This window comes from Bacillus cereus group sp. MYBK216-1, assembly GCF_051916495.1.
Lineage (GTDB): Bacteria > Bacillota > Bacilli > Bacillales > Bacillaceae_G > Bacillus_A > Bacillus_A thuringiensis_K.
Genome location: NZ_JBQAGT010000002.1, coordinates 569,265 through 595,206 on the forward strand (window position 1 = coordinate 569,265; position 25,942 = coordinate 595,206).

The following is a 25,942-nucleotide window of genomic DNA, read 5'->3' on the forward strand; positions in this document are numbered from 1 at the left end:
TTTATGACCAATGAGGAATGTTATCCATTAAGCCATCCGCAGCGAAGAATATGGTATACAGAAGTTATTCATTCTGATAAAGGAATATGTAATTTAAGATTTTTATTTAAACTTCATCGGAAAATGAATTATTCAAAATTAAACCAAGTTGTGAATCGCGTTATCAGTGAAAATGACGGTCTGTGCATTAGGTTAAAAGAAAATGGGCATCAGGAACCAAAACAATATTTTATTAAACATGAAGAACAAGAATTTGAGTTTTTTGATTTCAGTAATGTGGAGAATACAAATTTGCTTGAGGAATGGATTGAGCAGAAAACAAAAGAAACGTTTACATTATTTAATTCAAATTTATACTATTTCGCTTTAATAAAATTAAACGATAATGAATGTGCAGTCTTTGGAAATGTTCATCATATTATTATGGATGGTTTATCAATTCAAATATTTACTGAGCAAATTGCAAAATATTATTATGAAATGCATAACGAGAATGAGGAAGGCGAAATTAAAAATTCATATGTTCAATTCCTGACTAATGAACAAACATACTTGAATAGTAGTCGCTTTCAAAAAGATCAAAAATTCTGGTTAGAGGAATTTAAAACACTGCCATCTGTGACTGGATTGAAGCCCTATAATACGTACCAAGTTAGTACCAAAGCATCACGTGAGACATTTATATTAACGGAGCATTTGAAGAGAAAGATAGAAAAATTTTCTGAAGATTACAAAATTAGTTTATACACTTTTTTTGTTGCTGCTTTCTCGTTGTCCATGTATCGGTGGACTTTATCGCTTGATATTGGTTTAGGAATGGCTTACGGCAACCGTATGACTAAAATGGAACGAAAATTGATTGGAATGATGGTGAGTACAGTTCCTTTAAGAATGGATATTGATCCAGAAGAAGAAGTACTTTCATTTATTAGTAGGGTGTCCAGAAAACAAAGCAAATTATTGAGACACCAGAAATATCCATTTGATTTGTTGTTAAAGCAGATTAATAAAGAGAATAATAGTAATGTGAGACTTTTCGGAACTACGATTGATTATAGGGATCGCGATGAAAGTGGTGACTCACTATGGATTCCAAACCATGAAGAGGTACAAGATTTTGCAGTGCATATTGAAAATCTAATTGATATTGACTCTTTACATGTACATATTGATTATCGTGAGGAGCTATTTTCTAAGGAAGAGATAAAACGGTTTTTTAACGTGATGTTAGCGATAATGGAAAACACTTTTGAAAAACCAAAGCAGAAGGTAGCTGAAATCGAAATCATTTCTGATGAAGATAAAAGAAAAAGTTTAGTTGAGTTCAACAATCCTAAGCTGGATTTCCCATCTCAAGTAACTATTCATGAATTGTTCGAACGGCAAGCGTTGAACTATCCAAGCGATATTGCAGTTACGTATGGCAAAGAAAAAGTTACTTATAGGGAGCTTAATGAACGCGCAAATCAGTTAGCTCATTATTTGCAGAAAAAGGGAGTAAGACCTGATACTTTAGTTGGACTGTGTGTTGAACGTTCCCTCGAAATGATTGTAGGTATTTTAGGAATTTTGAAGGCTGGTGGGGCTTATGTTCCACTTGATCCAACATATCCAGAGCAGCGACTTCAATATATTCTAGAAGATGCTAGCATTCAGTTATTCGTAACGCAAGAAAGTTTAAAAGAATTGAAATGTTTACCAGAAAATGTTAAGTCGATTTTCCTGGATCGTGATCAAGATGAGATTGGGAAAGAAAGTAAGACTTTGCCTGTTTCTGATGTCGGTCCCAAAAATCTGGCATATGTAATCTATACTTCGGGATCAACGGGAAATCCAAAGGGCGTTATGATAGAGCATCACAATGTCATTCGGTTATTTAAATCGACGGATTGTTGGTATCAATTTAATGAAAAAGATACTTGGACGCTTTTTCATTCGTATGCATTTGATTTCTCAGTATGGGAAATTTGGGGAGCATTATTATATGGTGGAAAATTAGTTGTTGTTCCGTACTGGATTAGTCGATCACCTAAGGATTTTTATCAATTATTGGTGGAGGAAGAAGTCACAGTTCTAAATCAGACACCTTCCGCATTTCGACAATTAATACGAGTGTGTGAACAAGAAGATAAGAATAAAAATTTGCAGCTGCGTTACGTAATATTTGGCGGAGAAGCGTTAGAACCTATTAGCTTGTTACCGTGGTTTAAAAGGTATGGGGAGAAAAAACCACAGTTAATTAATATGTATGGAATTACAGAAACTACAGTTCATGTTACATATTATCCAATTACTTTAGATGATGTGCAGCATGCTTCAAGAAGTAATATTGGAAAGCGGATTCCCGATTTAGAAGTGTATATACTAGATGCTTATCAACAACCTGTTCCTATAGGTGTTGATGGTGAACTTTATATTGGTGGAGCAGGATTGGCACGTGGGTATTTAAATAGACCTGAATTAACAGCAGAGCGTTTTATATCTCATCCATTTAGTAGTGATCCGAAAGCAAGATTATACCGGACAGGAGACTTAGCGAGGTATTTGCCAGATGGGAATCTAGATTATCGTGGAAGAATTGATCATCAGGTTAAAATACGTGGTTTCAGAATTGAGATTGGGGAAATTGAGTCTACTTTACATACATATGCATATGTAAAAGAGGCAGTTGTAATTGTAAGAGAAGATCAGCCGGGTGATAAAAGATTAGTAGCATATGTTGTAGGAGATGGAAATGTAGATGCGTGGAGAGAGTATCTTAAAGCGAAACTACCAAGTTATATGGTTCCTGCGGGATTTGTGGCGATGGAAGCTATTCCACTTACAGCTAACGGTAAAGTTGATCGTGAGGCCTTACCTATGCCGGAGAAAAAGCAGATTAATAGTGAATGTGTTGGCCCTCGGAATAGTAACGAACAGATACTAACTACCATTTGGAAGAGAGTATTAGGTGTTAAAAAGGTGGGAATCTATGATAATTTCTTTGAAATTGGTGGCGACTCAATTCTCAGTATTCAAATCATATCTCAAGCAAGTCAAGTGGGGTTAAAACTTACTCCAAAGCAAATGTTTGAATGCCCAACTATCGCTGAGCTGGCACAAGTGGCTATAGAAACGCAGGGAGTACAAGCGGAGCAGGGAATTGTGATAGGTGATGTGCCTCTTACTCCAATTCAGTGCTGGTTCTTCGAGCAAGAACATCCACATACAGAGCATTGGAATCAATCAATGCTTTTAAGAGTAAAAGAAAGATTGGATGTGAAGTTACTAGAGGGAGCGATATTAAATTTACTGAAACATCATGATGCTTTACGTTTCCGGTACGAACAGTTACCAAACGGAACGTGGAGGCAGAGAAATGAAGGGACTGATGAGCTGTCAGTACTCCATGTTGTAAAACGGAATCAAGTTAATGAAAAAGAGTGGAATAAAATAATACAAGAAGAGATGAATATTCATCAAGCTAGTTTCAATTTAATTACTGGTCCGTTAATGAAAGTAGTGTACTTTGAAGATAACTTGACTGAAAATGATCGAATATTCTGGGTGATACATCATTTAGTAGTAGATGGAGTGTCATGGAGGATTCTATTGGAAGATTTACAGGTGGTATATAACCAGATGAAACAAGGTCAAGAAATTCGCTTACCTGCGAAAAGTACATCTTTTAAAGAATGGTCTGAACGACTTCAGACATACAGTGATTCGGGTATTTCAAAAGAAGTAAAGGATTATTGGAATGAACAAGTAGAAAAAGAAACGATGAAAATTCCAATGGACTATCCAATACAAGAAACGACAGAAGAATCGATGGATCAAGTGACGAGGACTTTAGGAATAGAAGAAACACAAGCATTGTTTCACGAAGTTCTAGTCACTCATAAGACAAGGATTGATGAGGTACTATTAACGGCATTAGGACAAGCTATCGTCGATTGTACAAATCAGCAAACCGTTTCTATTCATCTAGAAGGACACGGGAGAGAAGAGATGATTGAAGGTATTGATTTATCAAGGACAGTGGGCTGGTTCACGAGTATTTATCCCGTTCATCTCAATTTTCAAGGAACTCAGACACCTATTGAAGGGTTAAAGGCAGTCAAAGAGCAATTGCGTCGAATCCCAAATCGCGGAGTTGACTATGGTATTTTACGTTACTTGAATAAAGGATTACTTCCGTTTTATCAGCAAAAGCCTTCAATAAGCTTTAACTATTTGGGCCAATTTGATCAGGTGTTTTCAAGGGACTCTTTGTTTATGCAAGAGACAGGATTTACATTTTTAGATCATGCTCCAGATTCCAAACCATCTCATCTAATTGATGTTATCGGAATGGTGAAAGATGAAAAGTTACATTTTATTTGGATGTATAGTAGGGAACAGTTTTCTAAATTAAAAATTCAAGTGATAGCAGATGGTATGTTGAGGCATCTTCGTCAACTTATAAATAAACCAACAACAGAGTCTGCTTTTACGGTATCAGATTTTGCTGATGCAGAGGATCTTACGGAAGAAAGCTTGAGCCAAGTATTACTTAAATTAACAAAGAAGAGGGTGTAAAAATGGGAGACGTTATTGATATATATGGTTTATCACCTTTGCAAAAAGGAATACTGTTTCATACTTTATACGATCAAGATGATGAACATTCTTTTTCCTATATTGTACAAGTAGGTTTCTTGCTCGGGGGGCAATTGGATGTTGATACTTTTGAAAAGGCTTGGGAATATGTTATTAATCGACATGAGGTTTTACGTTCAGTATTTGTATGGGAGGAAGTAGAAAAGCCACTACAAGCGGTTTACCAACGTCTTCCTTTTACTATTCATCAAGAGGATTGGAGCACCTATCCACATGAGGAAAGGGTGAAGAAATTACAACAGTTTTTGAATGTAGATCGTAGAAAAGGATTTTTATTGGATGAAGCACCATTGATGAGAGTCACTGCGATTAAAGAAGCAAAAGAGGAAACGAGAATTATTTGGACACATCATCATATTTTGCTAGATGGATGGAGTGTATCATTGGTCTTTAGTGAAGTGATGGAAGTTTATCTCAAGATGATAAAGGGAGAATTATTGACTCTTCCTAAATCTCTTCCTTATAAAAAATATATCCAGTGGATAAATAAACAAGATCAAAGTCAAGCAGAGGAATTTTGGAAAGAAGAATTAAAAGGGTACTATGCACCTACGCCATTAGCAATGGAAAGAAAGGATCAAGGACAAGAGAAGGGCTATGGAGAGTGTGTTTATCAAGTATCTGAGAAACTTACTGAGAAGTTACAAGAGTGGGTACGAAATAGTCGATTAACGTTGAATACGTTAGTACAAGGTGCATGGGCTTATTTGATGAGTAGGTATAGCGGTGACAGTGACGTCGTATTTGGCGTAACTAGCGCTGGACGTCCTACTGATTTAATGGGAGCAGAGAATATGGTGGGGCTATTTATTAACACATTACCTACCAGAATTCGATTAACGGATAATACATCAGTAGTAGATTGGCTTCGTAAAATACAAATGAAAGAAATGGAACGAAGACAGTATGAGTATAATTCGTTGATAGATATTCAAGGCTGGAGTGAGGTTCCGCGAAATAGCTCCTTATTTCATACCTTGTATGTGTTTGAAAATTATCCAATTCAAGGTGAGAGAAATGATGATTTAAGATTACTAGATGTTACAAGCACGGAACAAACAAATTATCCTTTAACACTCATTGTAATGCCCGGTAAGAAAATTACTTTAAAGTTGATGTATGATCGAAGCTATTTTAATGAAGAAACAATAAATCTGATTCAGAATCACTTATTGCAAATATTAATTCAGATGACGAAGAGCCTAGATTCAAAACTATTTGAAATTACTCATTTAACAGAAGAAGAACAGATACAGTTACTAGAGGAATGGAATCATACTCAATTTAATTATTCGGCTGAAGGCATGATTCATACGATGTTTGAGGAGCAAGTTAAAAAAACACCGGAAGCAATCGCGGCTAGTTACGAAAATGAACAAATTACCTATAAAGAGTTGGAGAAGCGTGCAAATCAGCTAGCTCATTATCTACAAAAGCATGGTGTAGGCCCAGAGTCTCTAGTTGGGGTATATATGGAACGTTCATTACAAATGATGATAGCGTTATTAGGTATTCTAAAATCAGGAGCAGCGTATGTTCCACTTGACCCTACTTATCCAGAAAGTCGACTTCGATATATATTAGAGGATGCTGGAATCGAAGTACTAGTGACGGAAGAAAATTCTAAAAATTTGTTTGTATCTGAAAAAATAGAAACGATTTGTATGAATAAAGATTACACTGCAATTGAAAAAGAAGAATCAACCCCATGCATAAGTGGTGTAACAGGAGAAAATTTAGCGTATGTTATGTATACTTCAGGATCTACAGGGAATCCAAAGGGAGTAATGATTGAGCATCATTCAGTAATTAATTATCTAGAATGGATGCAACATAAATATCCGCTTTCTGAAAAGGATGTGGTCTTGCAGAAAACGCCATTCTCATTTGATGTCTCTGTTTGGGAATTGTTTTGGGGCATTCACGTTGGTGCAAGTGTATCTTTCTTACCTCCAGGTGGAGAAAAAGATCCTTCTATTATAGCTGAAGTGATTAAACAACATCAGGTTACTATAGTTCAATTTGTACCTTCGATGTTATCTGTTTTCTTAGATCACTTCAATCATATTGAATTGAACATGAATTGTTCCTCTGTACGCCATGTATTTTCTGGTGGAGAAGAACTAAGTTCAGGGTTAGTTAGACGATTTCAGCAGAAATGGAATTATAGTGGACAAGTGAAATTAACCAACTTTTATGGACCAACTGAAGCCACTATTTATGTGAATGCATTTGATATCCAGCCTAATCAAGAATTTGTTTCTATTGGGCAGCCAATACAGAACACGCAATTATATGTATTAGACCAAAACCAACGCTTGCAATCAATAGGAACTGAGGGTGAGTTATATATTGGTGGTGCTGGTTTAGCGCGTGGATACTTAAATCGTCAGAATCTTACTGCTGAAAAATTCATTTCGCACCCATTTCGATTGGGGGAACGACTATATAGAACAGGAGATTCAGTAAGATATCTAACTGATGGAAATATAGAATTTATAGGTAGAATGGATCATCAAGTCAAAATGCGTGGTTTTAGGATTGAATTAGGAGAAATTGAAGCAACTTTAGAAAAATGTTCGTTTATTAAAGAGGCTGTCGTATTAGTTAGAGAAGATCGTCCAGGTGATCAACGATTGGTTGCATATGTAATAAGCGATGGAAATACCGAGGAGTGGAGAGAGTATTTACAAAACCAATTACCGAATCATATGATTCCAGCGCACTATATAGAGTTAGAACACTTCCCGCTTACTCCGAATGGGAAAATTGACCGAAAGGCCTTGCCAGCACCTGATGAGCAAGCTATTGAAGATTTAAATGTGCTACCTCGGACGCCATCGGAAGAGCTTATTGCCTCGGTTTGGAGTCAAGTGTTAGGAACAGAAAATATTGGCATTCAAGATTCCTTCTTTGAACGTGGTGGGCACTCTCTACTTGCTACTCAAATCGTCTCTAGATTGCAAGAACTGTTCCAAATTAAAATTCCATTACGTGAACTTTTCAAGCACGATACAGTGGAAGCATTGGCGAAACGAGTGGATCAGTTACGAAAAGAAGATAAAAAACGAGAGGTTGCTCCTCTTGTACCTATGAAACGAGAAGAAGTTATCCCACTTTCCTATGCGCAGAAACGTCTATGGTTTATTGATCAATTAATGCCAAATAGTGCTATGTACAATATTCATGCAGCGTGTCGCTTAACAGGTAAATGGTCAATTGAAGCATTGGAGGTCGGATGGAATCAATTGTTGGAGCGTCATGAATCATTAAGGACGACAATTCTAGAACGAGAGGGTGAACCTTTTCAACAAGTTCAATCTCCTGTGTTCAGACATATTCCTCAAACGAATCTAACAGATCTTTCCTTGGAAGATAGGGAAAGAGAAATGAAACGCCTTATTCAAAACGAGGCGGAGGAACCATTTCATTTTGGACAAGGTCCTCTGATTCGAACACGAATATTGAAAGTGGACAGGGAAGAATGGGTTCTCATTTGTACGATGCATCATATTATTTCAGATGGATGGTCAATGGGAATCTTACTTGAAGAATGGATGGCTTTTTATGAAGGAGCACTAACCGGAAAACCAGTGGAATTGAAGGAGTTATCTATCCAATATGCAGATTTTGTTATGTGGCAGAAGGAATGGCAAAAAGAGGAGAGTTTGAATCAGCATCTTCAATATTGGAAGGAAGAATTATCTGGGGAACTACCGGTTTTACAATTACCGATGGATCGTCCTCGACCTGCAGTTCAAACCCATCGTGGTGCAAGTCAGTCCTTAATAGTGGCGAATTCCTTACAGAAAAAGCTCAAAGATTTAAGTTTGCAAGAAGGATGCACTTTATTTATGACATTGATGGCAGCGTATCAAAGCTTCCTTTCTCGTTATACAGGACAGGACGACATTATAGTTGGAAGCCCAATCGCTAATCGAAATGTGAAAGAGATTGAGGGATTAATAGGATTCTTTGCAAATACGTTAGTTTATCGAGCTGATTTCAGTGAAAATCCGACGTTCCAAGAACTTTTGTCGCAGGTAAGAAAAAAAGCGCTAAAAGCATACGAGCATCAGGACATCCCATTTGAGAAAGTGGTAGAATCCGTAAAACCTGAACGGAATACAAGTCATTCACCAATATTTCAAACTATGTTTACTTTACAGAATATGAAACAAGAATTTCTTCAGCTATCTGAAAGACAAATGGAACTCATGGAAAGCCATGCTTCTGTTGCCAAATTTGATTTGAGTTTATTTGCTTCTGAGACGGAAGAAGGATTATCACTAACCTTTGAATATAATACTGATTTGTTTAATGATACAACCATTGAACGTATGACAAGTCATTTTAAACATTGGTTAAATCAAATTGTCTCTCATCCAAAATGTGTCCTATCAGAACTGAATATGTTATCGAAAGTAGAATATAAGCAACTACTAGAGGAATGGAATAAATCGCGTGTTATAGATATGGAAGAAAGTACGATTCATACAATGTTTGAAGAACAAGTGGAAAAAACACCAGAAGCAATTGCAGTAGTGTGCGAAGATGAAGAACTAACATATCGAGAGTTGGACGAACGCTCGAATCAGTTGGCACATTATTTACAAAAAAATGGTGTAACATGCGAATCATTAGTTGGGATTTGCGTTACACGTTCATCCGAGATGATTGTCGGTCTCTTAGGGATTATGAAGGCAGGAGGAGCATATGTCCCAATTGATCCAACGTATCCGGAAAGTCGACTGCAGTACATTTTAGAAGATGCTCAAATAAAGGTACTGGTGACACAGGAAAAGTTACAACAAAAAATGGTTATACCTACATTCGTCAACGTCATTTGTATTGATCGTAATCGAGCAGAAATAGAACAAGAAGTTACTACGGTATGCACGAGTGAAGCGACGGGTGATAACTTAGCTTATATTATCTATACTTCAGGTTCCACGGGAAATCCAAAGGGAGTAATGATTGAGCACAGAAATACAGTAACAATGATTCATTGGGCGCATCATACGTATTCTCGAAAGGAATTAGCGGGAGTATTAGCTTCAACTTCACTATCTTTTGATTTATCCGTTTTTGAAGTATTTGTTCCCTTAACGATGGGTGGTAAGGTGATTGTCGCTGAAAATGCTCTACATCTAGACAAGTTCTCTACCAAAGGTGTGACTTTGGTTAATACTGTGCCATCGGCAGCAAAGGAACTGGTTCGAGCAAAAACAATTCCTTCTTCAGTAAAGGTAATGAATTTGGCTGGAGAACCGTTACCATATCCGCTTGTTCAAGATTTATACGAGAGAAGTACGATTGAGAAGGTGTTCAACTTATATGGACCGTCTGAAGATACTACGTATTCCACGTATATGGAATTAGAAAAGGGTGTCATGCATAGGGTACCACCAATTGGTAAACCAATCTTCAATACAGAAGTATATGTATTGAGTGCTGAACAAAAAATGGTTCCAATTGGTGTAGTTGGTGAGTTGTACATTGGTGGATCAGGGTTAGCACGTGGATATTTAAAACGCCCTGACTTAACGAAAAATCGATTTATAACGCATCCGTTTAAAGAAGACGAGCGAGTATACCGGACTGGAGATCTAGTAAGGTATTTGCCGGATGGAAATTTGGAGTATGTTGGACGAATTGATCATCAGGTGAAAATTCGTGGGTTCCGGATTGAACTAGGAGAAATCGAAGCGGTATTACAAAAGCATACATTAGTTAACGAAGCTATTGTGATGGTGCGGGAAGATTATCCTGGCGATCCACGTTTGATTGCCTATGTTGTAGGAGACGGGGATGCTCAAAAGTGGCGTGATTATCTCAAGGAACAACTACCAAACTATATGATTCCATCCTATTTTGTTGGATTAAATGCATTTCCACTCACTCCTAATGGGAAAATTGATAGGAAGGCTTTACCAGCACCAGAGAAGCAGGAGATAGCAAGTTGTTATATTGCTCCTCGTACGTCTACGGAAAAAACAATTGTTTCGATATGGCATGAAGTTTTAGGTATGGAAAACATCGGAATTCAAGATTCGTTTTTTGAAATTGGTGGACATTCATTACTTGCTACGCAAGCTGTTTCCAATCTTAAAGAGGCTTTTGGAATCGAGATACCATTGCATGATTTATTTATATTTCATACGGTGCAGCAATTGGCAGAACAGATTGATCAATTGCTCGATAACAAAAATCAAGAAATGCAGAATGATAGTAAGGAGAATGTAAGTCTTCAAGACTATATTCAAAAAGAAGCAGAAGTCAGTAATGATGAAGAATTACTAGAACTGCTTAAGCAATTAGAAGAGCTATCAGAGGAAGAAGCACATGGGATATTCGAGAGTAATTTGATTGAGGAAGGGGTAAAAAAATGAGAAGTGATTTACTTGCAAAGCTGAGTTCACTTTCTCCTGAGAAGAGAGCATGGCTTCAGAAGCAAATGCAAAAAAAGGAGAATAAAGAAGCACTCCCGTTGTCTTATGCACAACAACGTTTGTGGTTTATGGACAGATTTAACCCAAACAGTTCTTTATATAATATTCCAACAGTATGGCATCTAAAAGGAAATTGGATACCTGAAGCATTAGAGAAGGGATTCAATCGACTCATTGAACGTCATGAATCATTACGAACTGTTTTTAAAGAAATAGGAGAACAGCCTGTGCAACAAATTGTCGAATTCCTTCCTAGAGCATTACCTGTAAGGGATTACTCTCAACTTCCTCTAGAAGTAAAAGAAAAAGAGGTAAATAGTTTAATTGCGAGCGAAGCGCAAGAACCATTTGATTTAATGAATGGTCCTTTAATTCGTAATCAGCTTGTTCAATTAGAGAAGGATGAATGGTTATTACTGTGTACGATGCATCATATTATTTCTGATGCTTGGTCCATTGGTATATTCATGAATGAATGCCTTGCTTTCTATGAAGAAGAAACGGGTGGAAATCCTGCTAAATTAAGTTCATTATCTATTCAATATGCAGACTTTGCGAAGTGGCAAAAGGGGTGGTTGCAAGGTGATGTGCTAAATCGTCAGCTTACGTATTGGCAGGAAGAATTGTCTGGTGAGCTTCCTATCTTACAACTGCCAGTGGATCGACCTCGACCGGTTAAGCAGACTTACTCTGGGGCTGCGCATCACGTGATTTTTCCTTATAAATTGCTCAGTCAATTGAAGGATATAAGCCGACAAGAAGGATCCACTTTATTTATGACTTTAATGGCCGCATACCAGAGCTTTCTTGCTCGTTATACGGGACAAAAAGATATTCTAGTTGGTAGCCCGATTGCAAATCGGAACCATAAGGGAGTAGAAGGATTAATTGGTTTCTTTGTTAATACGTTGGTTTATCGATCAGATTTGAGTGGCACCCCTACCTTTCGGGAGATTTTGAACCAAACAAAGAAAAAAGCGTTAAAAGCTTACGAATATCAAGATATACCATTTGAAAAAGTGGTAGAAGCTGTGCAACCTGAACGAAGCATGAGTCATTCCCCTATATTTCAGACCATGTTTACGCTACAGAATATAAAACAAGAACGACTAGATTTGCCTGATAGAAGTATTGAAATGGTAGAAAGTAATATGTCTATTGCTAAATTTGATTTGAGCTTAACTGCCTATGAAGTGGAAGAAGGTCTATTCGTCTCATTTGAATACAACACGGATTTATTTGATAGTAGTACCATTGCACGTATGGCAGGACATTTTGAGAACTGGCTAAATGAAATCACGTATCATCCAGATGAATCATATACAAAGCTGTCAATGTTATCGGATACTGAGCAAAAACAACTCCTAGAAGAATGGAATGATACGGACGTAGTTTATGGTCATGATTGTATGATTCATGAGCTATTTGAGCAGCAAGTTGCACGGACACCTGACGCAGTGGCGGTAGTTTATGAGGGTGGAAAGCTAACGTATCAAGAACTAAATGAAAAATCGAATCAATTGGCACATTTTCTACAAAAACGAGGTATCGGACCTGAATCATTGGTTGGTATATGTATTGAACGTTCTCCTGATATGATTATCGGTCTCTTTGGGATTTTGAAGGCAGGTGGGGCTTATGTCCCACTGGACCCAAGTTATCCTGAAAACCGCCTGAGATATATTTTGGAGAATTCACAAATTCAAGTGCTGTTAACAAAAGAGGCACTACAGGACTGGTTACCTAAAGATATTCAAGCAATTTGTTTAGACCGGGATCAAGTGATGATTTCTAAAGAGAGTAATTTAGCTCCGGTAAGTGGAGTAACAGCAAATAACTTAGCCTATATTATATACACTTCGGGTTCGACGGGAAATCCAAAGGGGGTAATGATTGAACATCATTCCGTTATCAACCGCCTACAGTGGATGCAGAAAAAATACCCATTGTCCGAGGAGGATACAATCCTACAAAAGACACCGTTTTCATTTGATGTTTCTGTATGGGAATTATTTTGGTGGTCATTTGTAGGAGCACGTGTTTGTTTACTTCCACCAGGAGGAGAGAAAGATCCTGCGGTGATTGAGGAGTATATTGAACGATATCGCGTGTCCACCATACACTTTGTTCCGTCGATGTTATCTACTTTCTTAGATTATATGGAACTATATAATTCGAAAAGGGATGTATCGTCTTTAATTCAAGTTTTTACTAGTGGAGAAGCGTTAAACACTGAGCATGTTCGCCGGTTTAAGGGGATCTTTTACAATGTTCAGCAAACAAAGTTAATTAACTTGTATGGTCCTACTGAAGCGACTGTGGATGTGACTTATTACAATTGTGATTTAGAAAAAGAAGCAATGATTATTCCGATTGGTCGTCCAATTGATAATACAGAGTTGTATGTGTTAGATCAATATCAACAAGTAGTCCCGATTGGTGTGGCAGGGGAACTTTACCTTGGAGGAGTAGGATTGGCACGTGGCTACTTCAATCGACCGGATTTAACTACTGAACGTTTTATTCCGCATCCTTTTAAGGACGGGGAACGATTATATCGAACGGGTGACTTGGTGAGATATATGAATGATCGTAACTTAGAATATATTGGAAGAATAGATAACCAAGTTAAAATTAGAGGATTCCGAATTGAATTGGGAGAAATTGAAGCAGCTTTACATGATCACTCATCTGTAAAAGAGGCAGTCGTGTTGGTGAAGGAAGAACGACCAGGAGATAAGCAGTTAGTAGCTTATGTAGTGGGTGAAGGGGATGCTGGAGAATGGCGTGAATATCTCAAGAAGCAATTACCACATTATATGGTTCCGGCATACTTTTTCCAAATTGAAGGTATGCCACTCACTCCAAATGGTAAAGTGAATCGGAAAGCATTATTGGAATTAGAAGAACAGTTCATAAGTGAAGATATTACTTCATCACGAACACCAGTGGAGGAGCTCATCGTTTCCGTTTGGAGCCAAGTGTTAGGAATAAAAAATATTAGTGTTCAGGATTCCTTTTTTGAAATCGGTGGTCATTCACTACTAGCTACTCAAGTAGTGTCACGATTACAGAGAATTTTTCAAATCGAATTACCAGTACGTGAACTATTTGAATATACAACGGTGGAGTCACTGGCAAAGCGATTAGAACAGTTACGTAAAGGAGATAAAAAACGAGAGATTCCGCCACTAATACCAATGAAACGAGGAGAAGCTATTCCACTATCTTATGCCCAACAACGTTTATGGTTTATTGATCAATTTACACCTAATAGTGCCCTTTACAATATGCCAATGGTATGCCGTCTTACAGGGAATTGGCTACTTGAAGCATTGGAAACGGGATGGAATCAACTAATAGAACGTCATGAATCACTGCGGACGGTCTTTCAAGAGGTGAATGGTCAACCCGTACAGCAAATTGAACCGTATGCTTTTCAATCAATTCCGAAAACGGATTTAACTATGCTTTCTTCTGAAGATCAAGAAGAAGAAGTTAAACGTTTAATTCAACAAGAAACAGAAGTACCATTTGATTTAACAGAGGGTCCATTAATCAGGACAAGTATTTTGCACGTGGGAGAGGAAGAATGGATACTCCTTTGTACTCTACATCATATCATTTCAGATGGATGGTCAATGGGAATCCTACTTGAAGAATGGATGGCATTTTATGAGAAAGCAACGGATGGAAAGGTAGCGGAACTTGAACCATTACCGGTTCAATATGCCGACTTTGCTCAGTGGCAAAAGGGATGGCTAAAGGAGGAGGTGCTTGATCAACAACTCCAATATTGGAGGGAAGAATTGTCTGGGGAGCTTCCTGTACTCCAACTTCCTGTGGATCGCCCGCGTCCCGCAATACAAACACATCACGGGTCGACATACACTCTGGTTCTGCCAAGCACGCTACATGATAAATTGAATGAACTTAGTCGAAAAGAAGGGGCTACACTCTTCATGACGCTTTTAGCTGCATATCAAAGTTTTCTATCTCGTTATACGGGACAAGAAGATATTCTGGTCGGAAGCCCAATTGCGAATCGGAATTATAGAGAAATTGAAGGACTAATTGGTTTCTTCGTTAACACGCTGGTTTATCGAGCTAATTTGAGTGGTAGACCGACATTTCAAGATGTACTGTATCAGGTTCGTCAAAAGGCATTGAAGGCGTATGAATATCAAGATATTCCATTTGAAAAAATTGTAGAAGTTGTGCAACCGGAGCGAAGTACAAGTCATTCGCCAATTTTCCAGACTATGTTCATCTTGCAAAATATGAAACAAGAGTTACCGGTGTTATCTAGTAGAAGTATTGAAATGATAGAAAGCCATAGTCCAATTGCAAAGTTTGATTTAAGTGTAATGGCAGTTGAGACGGAAGAGGGATTACTTTTTACTTTTGAGTACAATAAGGATTTATTCAATGCTACTACTATTGAACGGATGGCAGGACACTTTGAGAAATGGCTACATGAAGTTTCTCATCGCCCACAAAATCCGTTGCATGACCTGAGCATGCTATCAGAAACCGAGCGTACTTTGTTATTAGAAACATGGAATGACACTGTAATGGAAATGTCTCATCAGGGTCTTATTTGCGACAAATTTGAGGAGCAAGTAGCAAGGCGTCCTGATGCGATTGCGGTAGTTGATCAAACAAAACAGTGGACTTATGGTGAATTGGATACACAAGCAAATCAGTTGGCAAATGTTTTACAGCGAAAGGGAGTAGCTCCAGAGTCAGTGGTAGGGGTTTATCTTCCGAGATCAGCTGAGCTGATGGTAAGTTTACTAGGCATTTTAAAAGCTGGTGGAGCTTATGTCGTTTTAGATCCGTTGTATCCAAAATCAAGGTTAGAATACATGATTGAAGATGCAGGAATTCAATTTGTAGTGACGGCGGAAGGACAAGACGGACATTTCGCACACGTCGAAATGGTGAGGTTAGAAGAATTAACGGTGGAAAGCGTAATCGCACCTACACGTCAAATAAATCCAGAGAACTTAGCCTATATTGTTTATACCTCTGGTTCTACAGGAAAACCGAAGGGTGTAATGGTTGAATATCGCTCATTAATGAATATGGTTTCTTGGCATCAGGAAGTTTATCATATTTCAGCAGAGGATCGTGCGACTCAGATTGCAGGGGTTGCTTTTGATTCGGCTGTCCAGGAGATTTGGCCGTATCTAACTGCTGGCGCAGCGCTCTACTTGTCAACAGAGGAACTGAGAATTAATCCAGAAGCACTAAGGGACTGGCTCATTGATTCACGAATAACAGCTAGCTTTGCACCTACGCCTATTCTGGAAAGACTCTTGAAATTATCTTGGCCAGATAAAACGGATCTTCGTTTTATCATTACTGGTGGGGATCAATTAACGCAGTATCCATCTAACGATATTCCTTTTGCGGTAATTAATCAGTATGGTCCATCGGAGAATACCGTTGTTACCACAGATTGTTATGTACCTGTAGGAGTGACAACAGGTACGCCATCGATTGGTCGACCGATTGCGAATACAGAAGTTTATGTGTTAGATTCTCATCTTCAGCTAGTACCAACTGGTGTAATTGGAGATCTCTATATCGGAGGGAAGAGTCTTGCACGTGGATATGCTAATCGTCCGGATCTTACAAAGGAAAAATTTATTCCACATCCTTTCAAGTCAGGAGAACGTCTCTATTATACAGGAGACAAAGCAAGTTATCTTTCTGATGGTAATCTCCAGTTCCATGGACGTATAGATGACCAAGTGAAAATTCGTGGTTTCCGGATTGAATTGGGAGAAATAGAAGCTGTTTTGCAGGCGCATTCTTCTGTGAAAGAAGCTGTTGTATTGGTGCGAGAGGATAATCAAGGTGATAAGAGATTAGTAGCTTATGTAGTTGGTGAAGGAAGTGTCCATGAATGGCGAGAACATCTACAAACACATTTACCTAATTACATGGTTCCAACAAACTTTATTGAGATGGAATTTTTACCACTTACACCGAATGGAAAACTTGATTTGAAGGCATTGCCTATACTTAGTGAACAATCCGCTGAAAATACTGTATACCCAAGAACTCCGCTGGAAGAACTTATTGCTTCAGTGTGGAGTCAAGTGCTAGGAATAAGAGACATTGATGTTCAGGATTCTTTCTTTGAGCTCGGTGGTCACTCTCTACTTGCTACACAAGTGGTCTCACGCTTACAGGAAGTCTTTCAAATCAAATTGCCAGTACGTGAACTGTTCGAATATTCAACGGTCGAGGCATTATCGAAACGAATAGATCAGTTACGTAAGGGGAGCGAAAAACGAGAAATTCCACCATTGATGCCGATGGAACGAGGGGGAAATATTCCACTGTCTTATGCCCAACAGCGCTTATGGTTTATTGAACAATTTGCACCTAATAGTGCACTTTATAATATGCCGATGGTATGCCGGCTTACAGGGAATTGGTTACCTGAGGCATTGGAGTTGGGATGGAATCAGTTGATAGAGCGTCATGAATCTTTGCGGACTGTATTTTATGAAGAGGATGGCCATCCTGTGCAGCAGATTCAAACGTACGTTTTCCGTCCGCTTCTGCAAATGGACTTAAATAAGCTTTCATTAGAGGAGCGAGAAAGAAAGTTGGAGCAATGGATTCAAACTGAAGTCGAATCTCCATTTGATTTAGAACAAGGGCCATTATTCCGTGGGAAACTCATAAGAATTTCAGAAGAAGAATGGGTTCTTCTGTGTAATATGCATCATATTATCTCGGATGGGTGGTCGATGGAAATCTTGCTTCAAGAATGGATGGCATTTTATGAGAATGCGATTGGTGAAAAACAAGCAGAGCTGGAACCACTACAAGTTCAATATGCCGATTTTGCTCAGTGGCAAAGAGACTGGTTGAAAGATGAAGTACTATATCAACAGCTTGCATATTGGAAGGAAGAATTATCTGGTGAGTTACCAGTCTTAATGTTGCCAATGGATCGTCCGCGTCCGCCAGTGCAAACCCATCATGGATTAACTCATAATGTTTTGTTGTCACGCTCATTACTGGATAAATTAAACGAACTAAGTCGTCAAGAAGGGGCCACACTTTTCATGACCTTATTGGCATCGTATCAAAGTTTCCTTGCTCGTTATACGGGACAAACGGATATTATTGTTGGTAGCCCAATTGCAAATCGAAATTATCGAGAAATTGAGGGGCTGATTGGTTTCTTTGTCAACACTTTGGTTTATCGAGCTGATTTAAGTAATGCACCGGCATTTCAAGAGTTGTTGTCTCAAGTGCGGATAAAAGCATTGAAGGCGTATGAGTATCAAGATGTTCCGTTTGAGAAAATTGTAGAGGTTATCCAACCTGAACGAAATACAAGCCATTCCCCGATTTTTCAAACCATGTTTACTTTGCAAAATACGGGACAGAAGCTACCAGAATTACATGGAAGAAATATAGAAGTAATGGAAAGTAATGCTCCGATCACTAAGTTTGATTTAAGTTTAACTGCTGCAGAAGTGGAAGAGGGTTTATTACTTACTTTTGTTTATAGAACTGATTTATTTGACAGCTTAACTATTGAATCCATGGCTGAACATTTTGGGAACTGGTTGAATGTAATCGTGGAGAATCCTGATAAATCATTAGCTAAGTTGCCTATATTATCAGGATTACAGCAAAAACAGTTGGAGGAGTGGAATAATAATAATGTAGCATATCCACAGGAAAGTACGATTCATCAGCTGTTTGAAGAGCAAGTAAATCGTACACCTGATGCGGTAGCAGTGGTAGATGAAAAACAGCAGTTAACATATCGAGAGCTGAATGAAAAAGCTAATCAATTGGCCCACTATCTTCAGCAATGTGGGATTGGGACTGAATCATTAGTTGGAATTTGCTTTGAGCGTTCAGTTGAGATAATTGTTAGTATTATGGGGATCTGGAAGGCTGGAGCAGCATATGTTCCATTGGACCCATCATATCCAGAAAGTCGCCTACGATATATTTTGGAGGACACTGAAATTCAAGTATTAGTTACGAATGAGTCATTGGAAGGCTGGATACCCAAAGAAGTCAAGGCAGTTTGTCTAGATAGGGATCAGGCAATGATTTCAAAAGAAAGCATTCTTTCACCAAAATGTGAAGTAACAGGAGAAAACCTAGCGTATGTTATCTATACTTCGGGATCGACGGGGAATCCAAAGGGTGTCTTGATACAGCATCATTCTGTACTAAACTTGTCGCATGGTTTACAAAAAGAGGTTTTCGAACATGAGATACCATCTAACATGCATGTCGGTTTAAATGCGTCAATTGCCTTTGATGCATCTATTCAGCAATTACAAATGCTGCTTTATGGTTCAAGTTTGTATATTATTCCGAATGAAGTACGAAGTGATCCGGAACAGTTTGTAGCTTATATTAGGGAGAACAAGTTAGCAATCTTTGATATAACGCCTTCAATGCTTCAATTACTTATAGATGCCGGATTGTTAGAAACGTACGATGGCGTTCATGTTCCAAGTAAGGTATTGGTTGGCGGCGAAGCAATTATGCCGTCATTATGGGAACAGCTAGTAGAGACTGATAAAATGGAGTTTTATAATGTATATGGTCCTACAGAATGTACGGTTGATGCAACATGCTATCATATTAAAAAAGATAGTAAGAGAGTAACAATTGGGCGTCCATTGCCTAACATCCAAACTTATGTATTAGATAGAAATAGGTTGCCAGTTCCAGTTGGTGTGATGGGGGAACTTTATATCGGAGGAGCAGGTCTAGCAAGGGGGTACTTGAATCGTCCAGAGTTAACATCCGAACGATTTATTTCTCATCCATTCAAAGAAGGCGAGAGGTTATATAGAACAGGTGATCTTGTGAGATATCTTCCTGATGGTAATATAGCCTACTTAGGAAGAATAGATAATCAAGTGAAGATTAGAGGATTTCGAATTGAACTTGGAGAGATTGAGTCGACCTTACAGGAGCATTACTTAGTAAAAGAGGCAGTTGTAATGGTTAGGGAAAATCAGTCGGGAGATAAGAGGCTGGTAGCTTATGTAGTGGGCGAAGGCAGTTTAGAAGAATGGCGAGAGTATCTTAAAACAAAACTGCCAATCCATATGATACCTTCCTACTTTGTCGAAATGAAAGAATTACCGCTAACCATAAATGGAAAGGTTGATCGGAAATCGTTACCTATACCAGATTATCAAGGAACAAAAGAAGGATACGTGGCCCCAAGAAATGAACGTGAACATAGGCTTTCTATCATTTGGGAACGTGTGCTAGGTTCAAAACGTATTGGTATGAATGATAACTTCTTTGAAATTGGTGGGGATTCAATTCTTAGCATTCAGATTGTCTCGCGCGCGAAGCAAGTTGGTTTACAATTGACACCAAAACAAATATTTGAACACCAAACGATTGCTGAGTTGGCGCAAGTAGTCAAAGAAGAACAAGGTGTACAAGCTGAACAGGGAATTATAACTGGAGAGACGATACTTACACCTATTCAGCAAAGGTTTTTTGCACAAAATCATCCTAACCCACATCATTGGAATCAATCCATGTTCTTTAGAACGAAAGAGAAATTGGACATAGGATCACTGGAAAAGGCGGCAGGTAACCTTCTACTTCATCATGATGCTCTGCGTTTAAGATATGAACGTTTGCCTAATGGGGTTTGGAAACAGTGGAATGAAGGAATAGAAGAACAATTGATGCTTACTGTCATTTCATTAGACGAAGTGCCGGAAGCTGATTGGCATCAGGTTATTCAAAAAGAGATTAATGTTGCACAAGAAAGTTTGAATTTACATGATGGTCCGCTAATGAGAATGGTGTATTTTGATGAAGGTGAGCACGCTGGCCGATTATTTTGGACAATTCATCATTTAGCCGTGGATGGTGTTTCTTGGCGAATTTTATTGGAAGATTTGCAAACAGCATATACGCAAGTAGTCCAAGGGCAGAAAATTCAATTACCTATGAAGAGTACATCTTTTAAAGAATGGTCGGAGAAATTACATCATTACGCTGAAACTGGACTATCAAAAGAAGTGCTACATTACTGGGAGGAGCAGGCTGAACAAGACGTAGTTAAATTGCCGGTAGATGGTACTATAAGTAATCCAGTAAGCGCAGTAACTGAGGAAATTACTGTGGTGTTAAATGAGAATGAGACCCGTATGTTATTGCAAGAGACTTTAAGCACTCACCGTGTCCAAATCAATGAAGTATTATTAGCAGCATTAGTACAAGCTACGGCAGCATGTACGGGGCAGCCGATATTGAGCGTAGATTTAGAGGGACATGGTCGAGAAGAGATTATTGAAGATGTTGATTTATCGAGAACTGTGGGATGGTTTACAAGTATTTACCCAGTTCATTTAAATATTACTAGTGCTAATACGCCAATTGAAGCATTAAAAGCAGTTAAAGAACAAGTTCGCAAAATTCCTAATAAGGGTGTTGATTATGGGGTGTTGCGTTACATGAACGCAACAATGTGTGAGCAATTAAGCTCCCAATATACACCGTCTATTAGTTTTAACTATCTTGGACAATTTGACCAAATGTTTTCTAGCGATGCAATGTTTATTCCGGAGAACGAATTTAAGCGTTTAGATCATGCAGCCGGTTCCAAGCGATCGCATGTAATTGATGTAATTGGGGTTGTAACGGATGGAAAACTTCAGTTCACTTGGGTATACAATGTTGGACAATTTGCCAAATCAACGATTCAAAGTATTGCACAGAATATGCTATATCAACTGAGTACATTGATTCAATTTTCAGACAGAGAATCTGCACTGACCATTTCGGATTTTGCAATGGCTAATCTTAGCCAAGAAGGTTTGACAAATGTACTAAACAAAATGCATCGCGGAAAGAACAATCAGATTACTGATTTATATCCACTATCACCTTTGCAAGAAGGTATGATTTTCCACACATTGCATGACCAAGGGGATGAACATGTTGCACCGTATATAGTGCAATTGAGTTTTATGATTCGAGGAAAAATGAATATTCCTACATTTGAGCAGGCGTGGAAATCTGTAATTCAGCGGCATGAAATTTTTCGTACAGCATTTGTATGGGACGAAATTGAAGAACCTGTACAAGTGGTGTATGAAAATATCCCATTTAAAGTGAACAAAGAAGACTGGCGTACAATGACAAGTGAAGAGATAGAGGAAAAAAGAAAAGTCTTTTTGGCATTAGATCGAAAACAAGCCTTCCAATTTGATGAAGCACCATTGATGCGGGTAACAGTCATTCAAGAAGGTGAGGAAGAATATCGGATTGTTTGGACCCATCACCATATTTTACTGGATGGATGGAGTTTACCATTAGTATTTAATGAATTACTTACAGTCTATCAGAAGAGAATGAATGGAGAAGCTGTGAAGTTACCTAAGTCCTCACCATATAAGAAATATATCCAATGGTTAAGAGAGCAAGATAAGGAGCAGGCGGAACAATTCTGGAGAGAGAAGCTAAAAGGTTTTACTGCGCCAACTTTGCTGGGCTTAGAAAATAAAGAGGAAGAAAAAGGTTACACAGAGAAGGTTACGTATTTATCAGAAGAGCAGACTCAAGCGTTACAAGGATGGGCGAAACGCAATAAACTTACTTTGAGTACAGTAATTCAAGGTGCATGGGCATATCTCATGAGCCGATATAGTGGAGAAAATGACATTGTTTTTGGTGTAACAAGCTCAGGGCGTTCTACGGAGATTATTGATGTTGAAAACATCGTAGGTCCTTTCATTACAACGTCACCGACGCGAATTCAATTGGTGGATGATATAAAATTAATAGATTGGTTGCAGAAGATACAAGAGGAAGAGATAGAAAGAAGACAATATGAGTATGCTTCTTTGACAGAGATTCAGGGGTGGAGTGAAGTTCCTAGAGGAATACCGCTGTTCAATAGTTTATATGTGTTTGAAAATTATCCAGTGAAAGAGGAGTCTTCAGAAAATCTGGAAATTGGTGAATTGGAAGGGGTAGAACAAACCCACTACCCATTAGGGTTAGCTGTAGTTCCAGGAATCCAGTTATCGTTAAAGTTAATGTATGACCGTAGTAAGTTTAATAGAGTAACCATTGAACGAATGCTGGGTCATTTACACCAAGTGTTAATGCAAATGCTCAAAAACATTGATCAAAATCTATCGGAGCTAGTATATATTACGGAAGCTGAACAAAGAAAGCTATTGGAAGAATGGAATAATAATACTATATTCTATCCACGTGAGAATGCAATCCATCAACTATTCGAAGAGCAAGTAAATCGTACGCCTGACGCGTTGGCAGTGGTAGATGAAAAACAGCAACTAACATATCGGGAGCTGAATGAAAGAGCTAATCAATTAGCCCATCATTTACAGAAATGTGGAATTGGGACAGAGTCATTAGTTGGCCTTTGCTTTGAGCGTTCAGTTGAGATGGTTGTTGGTCTAATGGGAATTTGGAAGGCCGGAGCAGCCTATGTTCCATTAGATCCATCGAATCCGGAAAGCCGCCTACAATATATTTTAGAAGACACGGGAATTAGAGTGTTAGTTACAAATGAGGTATTACTAGGATGGATACCTAAAGACATTAAGACAGTTTGCCTAGATAGGGACCAAGCAATGCTTTCTCAAGAAAGCAAACTTTCACCAATATGTGAGGTAACAGGGGAAAACTTAGCGTATGTTATCTATACTTCTGGTTCGACAGGGAATCCAAAGGGGGCTTTAGTACAGCACCATTCTGTAATAAACCTATCCTATGGTTTACAAAAAGAAGTTTTCTCACATGAGATACCTAGTAATATGCGCGTCGGTTTGAATGCGTCAATTGCCTTTGATGTATCTATTCAGCAATTACAAATGCTGCTTTATGGTTCAAGTTTATATATTATTCCAAGTGAAGTTCGCACTAATCCAGAACAATTTGTGTCCTATATTAGGGAGAATAAATTGGAAATGTTTGATATGACACCTTCATTACTTCAATTACTAATAGATGGAGGATTGCTAGAAATAAGTGCTGATGTTCATGTACCAAGTAAGATATTAGTCGGTGGTGAAGCAATCATGCCGTCATTATGGGAACAGCTAGTAGAGACCGAAAAAATTGATTTTTATAACGTATACGGTCCTACAGAATGTACGGTTGATGCAACATGCTATCATATCAAAAAAGATAGTAAGAGAGTTACAATTGGACGTCCGTTGCCGAACGTGCAAACTTATGTATTGGATAAAAATTTGTTACCTGTTCCAGTTGGTGTAACAGGTGAGCTATATATTGGTGGTGCAGGTATAGCGCGAGGATACTTGAATCGTCCAGAATTAACAGCAGAGCGATTCATCTGTCATCCATTTAATGAAGAAGAGCGTTTATATCGTACGGGAGATTTGGTTCGTTATTTACCTGATGGTAATTTAGATTACTTGAGAAGAATTGATAATCAAGTGAAAATTAGGGGCTTTCGTATTGAACTTGAAGAGATTGAAGCGAGTATAGAGAGGCATCCATTGGTAAAAGAAGCAGTAGTTTTGGTGACAGAGGATAAATTAGGAGAGCAGAGATTGGTTGCTTATGTAGTTGGAGATGGTAGTATGCATGAGTGGCGTGAGTATCTCAAGACACAAGTACCAAATTATATGGTTCCCGCACACTTTATAAAGGTAGACGAGATTCCTCTTACACCGAATGGAAAAGTTGATCGAAAGGCATTGAACAGTTTAACAATTCAAAGAGAAAATAATTTGTCTACACCAATCATTCCAAGGGATGAAATTGAATATCAGTTGATTAAAATCTGGCAGGATGTGTTACAGATAGAAGATGTCTATGTAAATGATGATTTCTTTAATAGAGGGGGACATTCTCTCCTTGTAATTAAATTGATTTCAAAAATTAAGGAGAAGTTTGGAAAAGAGATTAAGGTGTCTACATTGATTAAGAATCCAACATTGGAAGGAATCGCATGCCTTATTCGTGATAAGCATGATATGACGAAATCAGTAGCAGGGCTAGTTCCACTACAAGAATCAGAAAAAAGACCTTTCTTCTGTGTTCATCCGTTTATGGGGAATGTATTCTGTTACATTCAACTAGCAAGATTACTTAAGAACCATTGTTCATTTTATGGTTTACAGAATCCTCTTATAGAAAAGGGAGAAATTGATGAATTGACCTTGCCGGAAGTAATTCAACTTTACATTGAAGAAATCAAACGTGTTCAGCCAGAAGGCCCATATCGTCTTGGAGGATGGTCTTTAGGCGGTGCAATTGCTTATGAAATCGCAACTGTGTTAAAGAATCAAGGTGAGGAAGTTGAGTTGTTGGTACTCATGGATACTAAAGTACCTTCAAAGCAGGACTATAAAACGAGTGAGGATATGCTCTCATATATATCTAAGCATTTCATTCCTAGAGATCTTACTGAGCAGGAAGGAGGCCTCGTCCATCAACAAGATATGCTTGTGGAGCGATTAATTATTGAAGGCGTACTCCCACCTGATGCAGATCTTATGAATTTGAAGCAAGTTATCAATGCTCATAGGAAATGCCTGAACATAATGGCAGAGCATGACTTGATACCATACTTTGGGGAAGTTATCTACTTTAGTGCTGAGGAGGGAAAAGAGTTGTTTACAGATTGGGGACCTTTATTAAAAGGAAGAGTAAATAAGTATTCTGTCCCTGGATCACATGAAGAAATAGTGAGCTCCCCGGCAGTTGAAAAGATAGCTAAGTACCTATTAAATGAATTTGAAGGGATAAAAGAGAAATCCATTTTATTAACGGAAAAGTAGAGAGTATAAAAGATGCAACGCAATGAACGA

3 protein-coding genes are annotated in these 25,942 nt (G+C 38.3%); all 3 read left to right on the top strand.

The genetic code is table 11. The features are described from left to right. The first annotated feature begins 3 nt into the window (after positions 1 to 3). Genes ACTFRH_RS08535 through ACTFRH_RS08545 form a run of 3 tightly spaced genes read left to right on the top strand, consistent with a single transcriptional unit; the run spans position 4 to position 25,912 of the window. A complete protein-coding gene (locus ACTFRH_RS08535; RefSeq protein ID WP_000180437.1) occupies positions 4 to 4,560 on the top strand; it encodes a non-ribosomal peptide synthetase in 4,557 nt (1,518 codons plus the stop codon). A gap of 2 nt (positions 4,561 to 4,562) precedes the next feature. Continuing rightward, positions 4,563 to 11,033 (top strand): non-ribosomal peptide synthetase, encoded by a 6,471-nt coding sequence (locus tag ACTFRH_RS08540; protein ID WP_000503044.1) that lies wholly within the window; start codon positions 4,563 to 4,565, stop codon positions 11,031 to 11,033. Next, positions 11,030 to 25,912, top strand: a complete 14,883-nt coding sequence (locus tag ACTFRH_RS08545; RefSeq protein WP_440048725.1) for a non-ribosomal peptide synthase/polyketide synthase — start codon at positions 11,030 to 11,032, stop codon at positions 25,910 to 25,912. Before ACTFRH_RS08540 ends, ACTFRH_RS08545 begins: the two co-directional genes overlap by 4 nt. Positions 25,913 to 25,942: the final 30 nt, after the last annotated feature.

What these genes read in the sequence shown, in the direction of transcription:
- ACTFRH_RS08540 (WP_000503044.1), top strand. Translation starts at nt 4,563, where the DNA reads ATGGGAGACGTTATTGATATATATGGTTTATCACCTTTGCAAAAAGGA.
- ACTFRH_RS08545 (WP_440048725.1), top strand. Translation starts at nt 11,030, where the DNA reads ATGAGAAGTGATTTACTTGCAAAGCTGAGTTCACTTTCTCCTGAGAAG.
- ACTFRH_RS08535 (WP_000180437.1), top strand. Translation starts at nt 4, where the DNA reads ATGACCAATGAGGAATGTTATCCATTAAGCCATCCGCAGCGAAGAATA.